The organism is Paenibacillus sp. RUD330 (assembly GCF_002243345.2).
Classification (GTDB): domain Bacteria; phylum Bacillota; class Bacilli; order Paenibacillales; family Paenibacillaceae; genus Paenibacillus_O.
This window is the reverse complement of sequence record NZ_CP022655.2, coordinates 4,414,008-4,425,997: the sequence shown is the minus strand read 5'-3', so window position 1 is coordinate 4,425,997 and position 11,990 is coordinate 4,414,008. Positions and strand designations below refer to the sequence as shown.

Sequence of the window (11,990 nt, the reverse complement as noted above, 5' to 3'; positions counted from 1 at the left end):
AATTTGGAAAGGAAGTTCGTCTTATGATCGCTACGTTATGGAATTTGTTCTACTCCTTCGGCGTCGCCACGCTGCTCGGCTACGGCGGCGGGCCGTCCATCATCCCGATCTACCAGGATCAGGTCGTCAACCGCTACGGCTGGATGAGCTCGGAGGAATTCGGCAAGGCGCTGGCGTTCGGCAACGCGCTGCCGGGGCCAATCGCGACCAAGCTTGCCGGTTACATCGGCTACAAGGTCGGCGGAGTGGCGGGCAGCGCCGTCGCCCTCGTCGCGGTCGTGCTGCCGACGGCGCTTGTCATGGTCGCGCTCTCCGGCATCATGATCAAGCTGAGCGACAATCCCGTCATCAAAGGAATGATCAAGGGCATCCAGCCCGTCATCTTCGTCATGATGGCGATGCTGGCCTATGATTTCTCCAAATTCGCCTTCAAGCCGGCGAACGGGATCGTCAGCTTCCTGCCGTTTATGATCGCGGCCGTCTTTTTCATCATGGTTCAATATCTGAAGCTGAATGCCGTATGGGGCATCCTGCTGTCGCTGGCGGTAGGCGCGCTGTTCCTGCGGGGATAGGCGCTCGTCAGAAAAAAAGGCGGGGCAAGGCAGAATTTCTGCCTTGCCCCGCCTTTTCCTGTAGAGACGAGCCGTCAGCTCCGGAATGTCAACGTCACGCTCGGATCGGCCTGAATTCGGGATCGGGAGCTCCGTTGCCGGATCTGCTTCGCGAGCAGACGCTCCATCGGGATGGCTGAGCGTGCTCGACACATGCCGTGTGCATCACGGTTTGAGATAAGGGCCGTTGTCGCCGATCTTACCCGGAGCCGGATTGCCCGGCAGGTCGAGCACGAACACGCGGAGGTTGCCTTTGCCGGAGACGGAGGCCGTCAACGTCCCGTTGGATACGGCGAGCGACTGTCCCGTTATCGCATCCTTGTAGGTTCCGTTCGGGATTCCGGTGAAGGTAGCGGAGCCGCTGACCGTGACGAGGGCGAAGCTGTCGATTCCGGATGCCGCGTCCGTATACCGCCGCTTGTAGGCCATGGAGCCGCTGACTCCCTCCGTGGAATACTGCCCTTTCTGAAGGGCGGGGATGGCGCGCCGGATCTGGTTCAGCCGCTGGATATGCTTGACGAGCGGATAGCTCAGCGTCTGCGCGACCGTTCCGGTCGCCGAATCGGCCTTGCCGAATGAGGAGGCGCTGACCGAGCCCTCCAGCTTGTCGCCGAAGTAGGCTCTGCGGGTCGTCGACAGCGGACAGGTCGGGCCGCAATCGATCTGCTTGCCGGCCTGGAACTCGATCTCGGAGCCCATATAGAGGGTCGGGATGCCGCGGAACGTCCACATCAGGCTCATGTTCTCCGCCCAAGCATCCGTGCCGCCGGCATAGGCGGTGCTGGACTTGTTCGGACCGAAGTCGTGGCTGTCCACATAGACCATATTGTAGGTGGCGTCGTTGGTCGAATCGTCGGATTCCTTGCCATTGTTGAAGGCGTTCTGCGCTTCGGAGAAGTTCATGTGCATGCGCATGTCGATGATGTTCATGCCGGAGAACTGGCTGTGGTCCGGAGCATGATAGGCATTTCCGTTCAGAAACGCGTTGGAGGACGTCGGTTGATTGCCGGTTCCCAGCTGCTCCTCGTAGTTGTACTGCTCGATGGATGCGGCCGCGTCGTCCGCGCTGTACGTTTTGCGCTCCTTCCAGGTGTAGAACTGTGCCGAGTGGTTGACCGAGCCTCGGTTCCATTTGTCATTGACGAAGGCGCCGACTTCGCCGGCCATATAGAAGTTTTTGCCCTTGTCGCCGAATTGCTGCTGCGAATGCTCCAGGGCGGCGGGCAGAAAGCGGCGGTTCCAGGTTACCCGGGGCACATGGACGGCCGTATCGATGCGGAACCCGTCGACGCCCATGTCGATGAATTTGTTGTAGGCGCCGATGAGATAGTCCTGCACGGGCTTGCTCTCGGTGTTGAAGTCGGCCAGATCCTCATGCAGCCAGCAGCTGCGGGAATCTTCTCCCTCCCAGTTGCCGATCCAGCATTGGTGGTAGTATTCGGCCGGGAACATGCCGGAGGTCGGACTCGGCCATTGGCAGTTGTAGATCGTATATCCTTCCTTGCTTTTATAGGAGGTCGGGGTGCCCCAGTTCAGGCATTTGTTGCCGACCGGCTCGGCCGTGGACCACATATCGCCGTTGTAGGCTTTGGCGGATACGCCTTCCGGCGCGAGCCCGTTGTATTCCTTGCCCGGCACCTTCTCGTCGTAGTACCAGCTCCACTGCGAGTCTCTTACGCCGAACACGGTCGGAGTGAACAGGCCCTTTGCTCCCCAGCGGCTGGAATGGTTGTAGACAACATCCTGAATGATCTTGATGCCTTTGTTGTGGGCGGCATTGATCAGCTCCTGGTAGGAAGCGCCGGGAGACTCGAGACGAGGATCGACGCGGTAGAAATCGTAGCCGTGATAGCCGTGGAAGTCGTAATCCGAGCGGTTGAGCACGACGGGAGTAATCCAGATGGCCGAAAAGCCGAGCGCCTTGATATAGTCCAGCTTGTCCATGAGGCCTTTGAAATCGCCTCTGAACATCGGATCGTTGCCAGCCGCGTTGCCGCTGGACACGTTGAGCTGGCCGCCCATGTTGTTGGAGGAATCGCCGTCGTAGAAGCGGGCCGTCATGACGAAATAAATGGAATCCTCTCTCATGTCGGTTCCGATCGGAGTTCCGCCCGGAGCCGGAGGGGGCGCATCGCCGGTCGTGGCCGACGCGGGAGCGCTGGCGGCGGATTTGTTGGGGGGAGAGGCTAGGTCGAAGGCCTTCACGGTATAGCTGTAAGCCGTTTTGGCTTCCAGGGAGCTGTCCGAGAAGCTTGTGCCCGTCACGACAAACGTTTTGGGGCCGGACGTTCCACCACTACGGACGAGCTCGTAGCCGCCGACGCCGGTGCCGCCGGCATTGTCCGTAGAAGCGCTCCAGGCGATGCGGATCGACAGTCCGGAAGCGGCGGCCGTGACGGACTGCGGCACGGAAGGCGCGGTCGTGTCGGGAGGAGCGGGCGTGCAGGGAACCGGCGCGCCTGCGGTCAACACGCGGTCCTTGATCGTCGTCGTCCCGGCGCCGACGGCGTAGTCGCCGCCGTTGTTGTTGTCCCATGTCCCGGAGCCGTTGTTGAAGGCGGCTTTCATGGAAGCGGACGTTCCGAGGTCGATTTCCTTTTTCCACCATCCATCGCAGGACAGAGCCATCGGGGTGCCCGGAACCGCTGTCCAGCTCCCGCCGCCGACGGCATAGTGGATGTTGACGGCCGTCCATGCAGACGCGGCCTTGTAGTAGACGACGGCTGTTTTGCCAGGAGAAGGGGACGGCGTCGCGGTAGGGCTTGGCGACGGCGTTGCGGTAGGGCTTGGCGACGGTGTCGTGGAAGGAGTCGACGACGGCGTCGTGGAAGGAGTCGACGACGCCGTCGGGGAAGGAGTCGCCGACGATGTCGGACTTGGAGTGGTTGTCGGCGCTGCGCATGGACTTCCGGCGCCGGTCAGCAGCTGGCCGTTCTTCACTTGGTGGACGCCTGCTCCCGCCTTGTAATTGCTTCCGTTGTTGTTGTCCCAGATGCCGGCATTGTTGTTGAAGACGAACTCGAAAGCGCTGGCGGATAAAGTGACTGTCTGCCGCACCCAGTTCGTGCAGCCGGCTTCCATGGCGGTTCCCGGAACCGCGGTCCAAGCGCCGCCGGCGTTATGGTGCAGGTTGGCTTTGCTCCAGCCGGAAGGCAGGTAATAAAAGATTTCGGCGGTCGAAGCTGCCGGCTGGGCATCCGCCGCCGCAGCCGGCGCGGGGAAAGAGCCGGGGCTGAAGACGAGTCCGCACAGCAGGGCAAGAGCCAGCAGCGAGGACCAAAGCGATCGGGTCATTTAAACATCTCTCCTTTTTGGAACGAAAATGAAAAAGCTTGATTTTGGCGAAACCGATGCGAAACAATCCTCTCTCCTTTCGGGAATACAAACGTTTGCATAACAGGCAGTCTCTCTCTGTTGATTACGCTTTCAAGAAGCGGGCGATGAAGTGTGCAAGCGCTACCAAGATCATATTCGCTGCCTTTCTTCTTGTAAAAATAGAAAAAGGCTGAATTTCTCTTTTTTACCTGATTTTCCTTTGCGAAACCGATTTTTAGACGCTCAATCTCTTTGTCACTTCTCATTTCTCGTTCTTATGGCGTTAATGGTTCTTGGGGCAGATAGAATTAAGTCTGGAAGAAGGGGAGAACCGGGGAAGCGTAGGTCTCTATTCTCATGAAAAGAGAGGCGTTCGACAAGGAAGGCCCAGGCGCTGCCAAAACAGGAGGGGATTCATTCCTTCTGGACAAATCAGCTTCGGATCGCCGGGAAGATGCGGCCCGCCGGGAGAACGAAAGCGTCCTTTTTGGAACGGAGATCGCTCCGGATATGACGATCGGGTCTCGTGGCGGCGGGTTCCATGGACTTCCGGTTATGTTCCCATCCGTTAGGTTAATGTCCTGTAACAAATGGAGGACGGAAGGGGGGGCTGGCTGTGAATGAGTGGATCGGCATGTTCTCATGGATGTTCATCCTGGTCATCGTCACGCTGCTGCTGATCAGCTTCAGTCTCTCCCTGGAAAAACGCGCGGCTTGGAGAGAAGCGAGAGGAAGCCGCAGCCGCTACGATTCGATTTTCGAGCATAATCCCGACATGGTCTGCCTGTTCAATCCGGAAGGCGAGCTCATCCGGCTCAATCCAGCCGCCCTCAAGCTGACGGGATACCGATTCGGGGATTTGGCGGGACTTTCGTTCTGGCAGTTGATCCATCCCGATGACGCCATGCGCGCCAGCCGCAGCTTTCTGCGTGCAAGGCAAGGGCAGACCCAGACGGCGGAAGTCAGGATCATTACGAAGGAAGGACGGGAGCTCGAGCTGTCTACGGCGTTCGTGCCGTGGAACGCAGGCTCGGGAGTAGCCGATATTTATACGATTTCCAAGGATCTGACCCCGCGCAACGCGGCCCAGAGGGAGCTGTTAAAGGCGAAAACCGAGGCGGAGGAGGCTTTGAAGATCAAGAGCGAGTTTCTTGCGGTCATGAGCCATGAAATCCGGACGCCGATGAACGGCGTGCTCGGCATGAGCGACCTGCTGCTCGATACGGAGCTCAGCGAGGAGCAGCGGGAGTACGTGCATATCATAAGGGGAAGCGGGGTCAACCTGCTGTCTGTCATCAACGACGTGCTGGATTACTCCAAGATGGAGTCGGGCCATATGGCGCTCGCTTCCGATCCGTTCTCGCTGCGGGACGTCGTGCTGGATTCCATGCAGCTGTACATCGGCAAGATGCGCGAGCGCCAGCTGCAAGCTCTGCTGGAGCTTGATTCCGGACTTCCGGAGATGCTGGTCGGGGATGAGATGAGGCTGCGCCAGATTCTGACCAACCTGATCAGCAATGCGGTGAAATTCACGGAAGAAGGCGGGATTGCGGTCAAGGTCAGGGAGACGGGACGCAGCGGCTCGGAGATTGAGGTGGAGTTCCAGGTCGCGGATACCGGCATCGGCGTGGACGAGGATAAGCTCGATCTGCTGTTCCAGCCGTTCAGGCAGACGGATTCGTCCATCTCAAGGCTGTACGGAGGGACGGGACTTGGTCTTGCCATCTGCAAAAATCTCGTCGAGAGAATGGGCGGCAGCATCTCTCTGAAGCCGCTGGACAAAGGAACGGAAGTCGCGTTTCGAATCAAAGCGGGTTACAGGGACAGCAAAGCGGCAGAAACCGGGCAGGAGGAGAACCGGAAGCAGTCTGTCTGAGTACTATGTAAAGAAATAACTTGAGAAACTAGGGAGTTCGAGTATAATATAAGAAAAAAGCTTCCAGCCTATGGGAGCCGGAGGGATGGAAATAAAATGAATATTGCCGTTATCGCCGGAGGGAACCGGATCAATTCGACGAGCACGCTGCTGCTTCGTTACATGGAGAAGGAGCTGGGCAAGCAGGACATCGAGGTGACGTTCATCGATCTCCACAAGCTGCAGCTTCCGCTGTATTCGGCCGACCAGCCCGGGGTCACGCAGGAGCTGCAGCTTCCGGTCTTCACTTCTCCCGAGACGATCGAGTATTTCGAGAGCAACGTGAGGCAGCTGGTGGCGGCGGCGCAAAACGCCGACGGCATCATCCTCGGCACGCCGGAGTACCACGGTTCCTTCTCCGGTACGCTCAAAAACGGACTGGATTATCTCGGCTCCGCCCAGTTCGAAGGCAAGCCGGTGCTCGTCGCGAGCTCCGCGGCCGGAGCTGTCGGAGTCAGCTCGCTGACGCAGCTGCAGACGGTCGTGCGCAACCTGCACGGCATCAACTGCACGGAATGGGTGTCCATCGGCGGCGACAGCCGCAAATTCGGCGAGGATGGCGAACCCGAGCAGGACAAGGTCAAGCAGCGCGTCCTCTATGCGCTCGAGCATCTGACCCGTCTGGTGCGTCAGCTGAGGCTCTCCGGAGAATAAGCCTCCTGTGCGCGAGCGGCCAGCCTCGCAGCCGAGGCTTGAACGGCGGAGCCGGAGCCTTGCCTCCCGCATGGCCGTTCCTTGCCTCCCCGAGAGGGGTTGGGAACGGACGGGATGCGACCTCGGACGTCGATTGCATTCGGAACGATGACCGGCGGCTATCGCAGCAAAGAACCGCGCTTCTCCTTGATGGAGAGGCGCGGTTCTTTGCGGCTTGGAGCCCAATCGTCATGGGTGGCTGGAACCCGGCGCTCTCCCGGCCGAGGGGGGACCGCTGCAGTCCGCCTGCGAAGGCGGCCCGCTGGATTCCCGTATGATCAGCTCTACGGGCAGCACCTTCGTATGGGGCTCTGTTCCGGCATTCCCTTCGATCCTGGCGATCAGCCTCTCCATGCCGAGGGAGCCGAACCGGTAAGCCGGCTGCGCCGCCACAGTAAGGAACGGATGCAGGGATGAAGCATGGCCGAGATCGTCGAAGCAGACGACCGAGAGATCCTCGGGCACGCGGAGCCCGAGGGAGCGCAGCGACCGGATGATGCCGACGGCGAGGAAGTTGTTGGCCGCCAGCACCGCCGTCGGAGGCTCCGGCTGCCGGAGCAGGCCGTCCAGCGCATGCGGCTGCAGGCCGTCGCGGTAATGCAGATGCAGGATCAGGGAGCTGTCGGCCGGGATGCCGGCTTGCTCCAGCGCCTCCCGGTAGCCTGCCTCGCGGTCACGCACGGTGGAAACGTCGCGGGAGCCGCCGACAAAGGCGATCCGCCGATGTCCCAGCTCCAGCAGATGCCGGACGAGAAGCATGGCCCCCTCGCGGCTTTCCCCGGCGATGCGGTCCGCGGCGATCCCGGGCACTTCGCGGTCCAGCAGGACGTAGGGAATGCCTTGGCGCTCAAGCAGGCGCAGATGATCGCCCGAGCCGTCTCCGGCCGGAGCGAACAAGACGCCGTCCACGCGGGTCGAGAGGATCATGTCGACATAGTCCTTCTCCTTGCCGTAGTCCTCGTCGCTGTTGCCGAGCAGCAGGCGGTAGCCGTAGGTTTTGGCCGTATCCTCGGCTCCTCGGGCGAGCGTCGTATAGAAGGGATTCGTAATATCGGTGATGAGCAGCGACAGGATATGGGTCTTCTGGATGACCAGGCTCCTGGCATTGGAATTCGGCACATAGTGCAGCTCCTCCATGACCCGGCGGACGCGCATGCGCGTCTCGGCGCTGATGCGGCCGCTGTTGTTGATGACCCGGGATACGGTCATGGCGGATACTCCCGCCTCGCGGGCGATGTCGTAAATCGTCGTCACGGTCATTCCTCCTGATAAACCACATTGTAGTCAAGATGGCTGTTGACAGCAAGAAGCGGCGAGATTATGGTAGAGTTATCGGTAACTCAACCTATAAAGGATGTGAATCGAAGTTGGATCATTCCATCAAGCCCGGCGCAAGCGCGATCGTCATGGACGATCGGGACGATGTGGCCACCGCTATCCGGGATCTTCAGGCTGGAGAAGCCATTCCTTATCGGAGAAACGGCGAGACCCTTCAAGTTCTATTGTTGGAAGCGGTTGCATTCGGCCACAAGCTGTCTCTTGCCGCCATACCGGCCGGAGGGGAAGTCCGCAAGTACGGCGATGTGATCGGGAAGGCGACACATCCGATCGAGGCCGGCAGGCATGTCCACGTGCATAACATCGAAGGCATAAGAGGCCGCGGCGACCAGGCTGCGGCAGCTTCGGAGGGGGCTCAGGCATGACGGCGACAATCATGGGGTATCCGCGGGAGAACGGCGACATCGGCATCCGCAATCATCTGCTCATCATTCCGACCGTCATCTGCTCCAACCAGGTATGCAGCCGCATTCAGCAGCTGGTGCCGGGAGCGGTGGCGATTCCGCATCCGCATGGCTGCAGCCAGATCGGAGCCGACAAGGACCGGACGTTCGACGTGCTGGCCGGAACCGGCAAAAATCCCAACGTCGGGGCTGTGCTGATCATCAGCCTCGGCTGCGAGGTCGTCGATCCGCAGGCGCTGGCCGACGCCATCCGGGAGACAGGCAAGCCTGTCGAGTGGTTCGACATCCAAAGCGCAGGCGGCTCCATCAAGGCCATCGAGCATGGAGCGAGGCTGGCCCGCGGCCTGCAGGCCAAGCTGCAGCAGCAGGCCAAGGTGCCCGTCCCGCTCTCCAGGCTCAAGGTAGGCGTCAAATGCGGCGGTTCGGACGCAACGTCCGGCCTCGCTTCGAACCCGGCTCTCGGAGCCGCGGCGGACAGCCTCGTGAAGGAAGGCGGCACGGTCGTCATCGGCGAAACGACGGAGATCATCGGCGCCGAGCATGTGCTCGCCGAGCGCTGCGCCGGAGAAGACACGCGCAGCAGGCTGTATGAGATTGTCGGACGCTTCGAGCGGGAGGTCGAGCGGATGGGAGCAGATATGCGGGGCGGCAATCCGAGTCCGGGCAATATCGCGGGCGGGCTGTCCACGATCGAGGAGAAATCGCTCGGCTGCATCAGCAAATGCGGAACGTCGCCGATTTTGGGCGTCATCGAGTATTCGGAGCGCCTTCCGGAGGGCGGCCTGTATTTCATGGATTCTCCGGGCAACGACATCGAATGCGTATCCGGCATGGCGGCCTCCGGCGCGCATATCGTCTGCTTTACGACCGGACGCGGCACGCCGACCGGCTCGGCGGTCGTTCCCGTCATCAAGATTACCGGCAATGGCCGCACCTTTTCCCTGATGGAGGACAATATGGACGTCGACGTCAGTCCGATGCTCGACGGCACGCTCGATCTGTCCGAAGCCGGGGAGCGGATCTGGCGTGAAATCGTCGAGGTGGCGGACGGCAAGCTGACCAAGGCGGAAATTCTCGGGCATCAGGAGTTCTCGATCAACCGGATCGGACCGAGCCTGTAGGCAGGCTGGAATCTTAAGCAAGCAAGCTTGGTTTTTAGCAGACAGGCGTTGAAAGGAAGAAACCGCAAGTGGCAGGCAAGACAGGCGTTGAAAGGAAGAAAGGTGGCATGGCTGTATGGGCAACAATTCGCTGAGCGCGCTCGATTTGGACTACAAGCCCAAGGTTCCCGGCAACCGAGGCATGGGAATCGCCGTCATCGGAGCGGGAGAGATCGTCGGGGCCTGCCATCTGCCGGCTTACCGGATGGGCGGGCTGAACGTGGTCGGAATCTTCGATCTGCATAGGGGGAAGGCGGAAAAGCTCGCGGCGGAGCATGGGCTGCCCAAAGTGTACCGGTGTCTCGATGAGCTGCTGGAGGATCCTGGAGTCGAGGTCGTGGATATCGCGGTTCCCGCGAAGGCGCAGCCGGCGATCGCCAGACAAGCGGCGCAGGCCGGGCGGCATATGCTTTGCCAGAAGCCGCTGGCCGAGAGCTACGCCGAGGCCGCATCCATCGAGGCGGCTTGCCGCGAAGCCGGCGTGAAGGGTGCGGTCAACCAGCAGATGCGCTGGTCTCCGGGCATCCGGGCGAGCCGCGACATCATCGGCCGCGGCTGGCTCGGCGAGCTGCTGCAGGCGTCGATATCGGTCCGTGTCCGGCAGGACTTCGCGGCTTGGGAGTGGCTGCGCCGCATGCCGACGCTGGAAGTGATGTATCACAGCATCCATTATCTCGATGCGATCCGGTTCCTGTTCGGCAAGCCGGAGTACATTTATGCCGACGGCGCCCGATTCCCCGGGCAGGAGACGATCGGCGAGACGAGGACGATGCTTCACTTGAAGTTTCCCGGCGAGGCGAGAGGGCTTGTCCATGACGACCACAATCATATCGGGGGCGAGGAGGACTGGCATGCGACCTTCCGCTTCGACGGCACGGAGGGCATCATCAAGGGAACGAACGGCTCGCTGTACAATTACCCGACGGGCCGGGAAGACACGCTAAGCTTCCATTCGCGGCGGCTGCATCCCGATTACTGGTTCACGCCTTCCCTGCATGGGAAATGGTTCCCGGATGCGTTTCTGGGGACGATGTGCGAGCTGCTGCGGGCGATCGAGGAAGACCGGGAGCCCGAGAACAGCGTTCGCGACAATTTGGAGACGATGCAGCTTGTTTTCGGGGCTTACCGCTCCATGGCCGAGAATCGTCCGGTAACGCTGCAGGAAATTGCGGAGGAGGCCGTTGATGCCGTGGAGCAGAACACTCCGGAGAGCGTGGAGCAGATTGCTCGGGGGAACGCGGGGAAGATAACTCGGGAGAACGTGGAGCGGGATAGGGAGGAAGACTGATGCTGAAAGGAATCCCACCGATTTTGTCGCCGGAGCTGCTCTCGGTCCTGCGGTCCATGGGACATGGCGACGAGCTGGTGCTCGCCGACGGCAACTTTCCCGCCGCCTCCCATGCAGCCAGGCTCGTGCGGGCGGACGGGCATTCCGTGCCGGAGCTGCTGGAGGCGATCCTGTCGCTGCTGCCGCTCGACGATTACGTCGACAAGCCCGCGGCTGTCATGGCCGTCGTGCCCGGCGATCCCGTCGTCCCGGCCATCTGGGAGCAATATCGGAAGATCTTGAATCGGCATGAGAGCCGGGAAGCCGGCATGGACTGCCTGGACCGGCAGGCGTTCTACGAGCGTGCCCGCAGCGCCTACGCCGTAGTCGCGACGGGCGAGAGCGCCCAGTACGCCAACCTGATTCTGGTCAAAGGGGTCGTCCGTCCATGAAAATCGACGCTCATCAGCATTACTGGAAGCTGCAGCGGGGCGATTACGGCTGGCTTGCGCCTGAGCTTGCGGAGCTGTACCGGGACTTCGGTCCGGAGGAGCTGAAGCCGGCTCTGGAGGCGTCGGGCATCGGACGATCCATAGCGGTGCAGGCGGCACCGACGATCGCCGAGACGGAGTATTTGCTGGCGCTATGCCTGCAGGAAAGCACGCTGGCGGGAGTTGTCGGCTGGGTCGATCTGGAGGACGAGCGTGTCGAGGAGCGGCTGGATTCCCTCCTGTCCTCCGGATACTTGCTCGGAATACGGCCGATGCTCCAGGATTTGCCCGATGACAGGCACATCCTGCGTCCGGCCGTTCTCAAGGGGCTGCAAGCCGTCGCCGATAGAGGGCTGACGCTGGATCTGCTCGTGCGTCCGCGGCATCTGCTCCATGCGGCGGAAATGCTGGATCGGGTCGCCTCCCTGCGCGCGGTTGTCGACCATATCGGCAAGCCGGATATGGAGCGGGGCGACGATCGGGGCGTCTGGGAGGAAGGCATGGCGGCGCTTGCCGCGAACAGCCGGACCGCCTGCAAGCTGTCCGGACTCGTGACGGAGGCGGGCAGCGCATGGAGTCCGGAGCTTATCGCGCCGTATACGGACCGGGCCGTCTCCTTGTTCGGCCCACGGCGGCTCTTGTACGGCAGCGATTGGCCGGTCTGCCTCCCCTTCGCGGGCTATGCGGAGGTGCTGAAGCTTGCGGATAGGCTGCTTCCCAAGCATTGGGGACCATCGGAGAAGGAAGCCGTCATGGGGGGCAATGCCATGGAATGGTATCCCCTCAAGGAATGACA

11 protein-coding genes are annotated in these 11,990 nt (G+C 61.1%); 8 read left to right on the top strand and 3 right to left on the bottom strand.

Annotated features, from left to right (window positions below; genetic code table 11):
• The first annotated feature begins 23 nt into the window (after positions 1–23).
• Complete coding sequence (locus CIC07_RS20320; protein WP_076353450.1) at positions 24–572, top strand: chromate transporter; 549 nt, start codon at positions 24–26, stop codon at positions 570–572.
• Between the two features lie 204 nt (positions 573–776).
• Here CIC07_RS20320 and CIC07_RS20315 read toward each other — a convergent pair whose 3' ends face one another.
• On the bottom strand, positions 777–3,905 hold the full coding sequence (locus CIC07_RS20315; RefSeq protein WP_076353452.1) for a carbohydrate binding domain-containing protein: 3,129 nt from the start codon (positions 3,903–3,905) through the stop codon (positions 777–779).
• Positions 3,902–4,192 carry a hypothetical protein gene (locus CIC07_RS20310; protein WP_076353454.1) on the bottom strand — a complete coding sequence of 97 codons (291 nt, stop codon included), beginning with the start codon at positions 4,190–4,192 and terminating at the stop codon, positions 3,902–3,904. The genes CIC07_RS20315 and CIC07_RS20310 overlap by 4 nt, the downstream gene beginning before the upstream one ends.
• Positions 4,193–4,542: 350 nt before the next feature.
• Here CIC07_RS20310 and CIC07_RS20305 point away from each other — a divergent pair, with 350 nt between their 5' ends.
• Positions 4,543–5,802: a PAS domain-containing hybrid sensor histidine kinase/response regulator gene (locus CIC07_RS20305; protein ID WP_076353458.1), complete on the top strand. Its 1,260-nt coding sequence runs from the start codon at positions 4,543–4,545 to the stop codon at positions 5,800–5,802.
• A gap of 96 nt (positions 5,803–5,898) precedes the next feature.
• Positions 5,899–6,495, top strand: coding sequence for an NADPH-dependent FMN reductase (locus CIC07_RS20300; protein ID WP_076353460.1), 597 nt, complete (start codon positions 5,899–5,901; stop codon positions 6,493–6,495).
• Between the two features lie 228 nt (positions 6,496–6,723).
• Here the strand turns inward: CIC07_RS20300 and CIC07_RS20295 are convergent, their stop codons facing one another.
• The gene (locus CIC07_RS20295; RefSeq protein WP_076356706.1) at positions 6,724–7,788 is read right to left on the bottom strand and encodes a LacI family DNA-binding transcriptional regulator; all 1,065 of its coding nucleotides are present in this window, start codon (positions 7,786–7,788) and stop codon (positions 6,724–6,726) included.
• A gap of 113 nt (positions 7,789–7,901) precedes the next feature.
• Here CIC07_RS20295 and CIC07_RS20290 point away from each other — a divergent pair, with 113 nt between their 5' ends.
• The 5 genes from CIC07_RS20290 (at position 7,902) to CIC07_RS20270 (ending at position 11,988) form a co-directional block, all read left to right on the top strand.
• Positions 7,902–8,237, top strand: a complete 336-nt coding sequence (locus CIC07_RS20290) for a UxaA family hydrolase (protein WP_234992852.1) — start codon at positions 7,902–7,904, stop codon at positions 8,235–8,237.
• Positions 8,234–9,397: a UxaA family hydrolase gene (locus CIC07_RS20285; protein ID WP_076353462.1), complete on the top strand. Its 1,164-nt coding sequence runs from the start codon at positions 8,234–8,236 to the stop codon at positions 9,395–9,397. Before CIC07_RS20290 ends, CIC07_RS20285 begins: the two co-directional genes overlap by 4 nt.
• Positions 9,398–9,512: 115 nt before the next feature.
• The gene (locus tag CIC07_RS20280; RefSeq protein WP_076353464.1) at positions 9,513–10,724 is read left to right on the top strand and encodes a Gfo/Idh/MocA family protein; all 1,212 of its coding nucleotides are present in this window, start codon (positions 9,513–9,515) and stop codon (positions 10,722–10,724) included.
• The gene (locus tag CIC07_RS20275; RefSeq protein WP_076353466.1) at positions 10,724–11,155 is read left to right on the top strand and encodes an RbsD/FucU family protein; all 432 of its coding nucleotides are present in this window, start codon (positions 10,724–10,726) and stop codon (positions 11,153–11,155) included. The genes CIC07_RS20280 and CIC07_RS20275 overlap by 1 nt, the downstream gene beginning before the upstream one ends.
• Positions 11,152–11,988, top strand: coding sequence for an amidohydrolase family protein (locus CIC07_RS20270; RefSeq protein ID WP_076353468.1), 837 nt, complete (start codon positions 11,152–11,154; stop codon positions 11,986–11,988). Before CIC07_RS20275 ends, CIC07_RS20270 begins: the two co-directional genes overlap by 4 nt.
• The last annotated feature ends 2 nt before the right edge of the window (positions 11,989–11,990 follow it).

What these genes read in the sequence shown, in the direction of transcription:
- CIC07_RS20270 (WP_076353468.1), top strand. Translation starts at nt 11,152, where the DNA reads ATGAAAATCGACGCTCATCAGCATTACTGGAAGCTGCAGCGGGGCGAT.
- CIC07_RS20280 (WP_076353464.1), top strand. Translation starts at nt 9,513, where the DNA reads ATGGGCAACAATTCGCTGAGCGCGCTCGATTTGGACTACAAGCCCAAG.
- CIC07_RS20300 (WP_076353460.1), top strand. Translation starts at nt 5,899, where the DNA reads ATGAATATTGCCGTTATCGCCGGAGGGAACCGGATCAATTCGACGAGC.
- CIC07_RS20320 (WP_076353450.1), top strand. Translation starts at nt 24, where the DNA reads ATGATCGCTACGTTATGGAATTTGTTCTACTCCTTCGGCGTCGCCACG.
- CIC07_RS20310 (WP_076353454.1), bottom strand. Translation starts at nt 4,192, where the DNA reads ATGAGAAGTGACAAAGAGATTGAGCGTCTAAAAATCGGTTTCGCAAAG.
- CIC07_RS20285 (WP_076353462.1), top strand. Translation starts at nt 8,234, where the DNA reads ATGACGGCGACAATCATGGGGTATCCGCGGGAGAACGGCGACATCGGC.
- CIC07_RS20315 (WP_076353452.1), bottom strand. Translation starts at nt 3,905, where the DNA reads ATGACCCGATCGCTTTGGTCCTCGCTGCTGGCTCTTGCCCTGCTGTGC.
- CIC07_RS20275 (WP_076353466.1), top strand. Translation starts at nt 10,724, where the DNA reads ATGCTGAAAGGAATCCCACCGATTTTGTCGCCGGAGCTGCTCTCGGTC.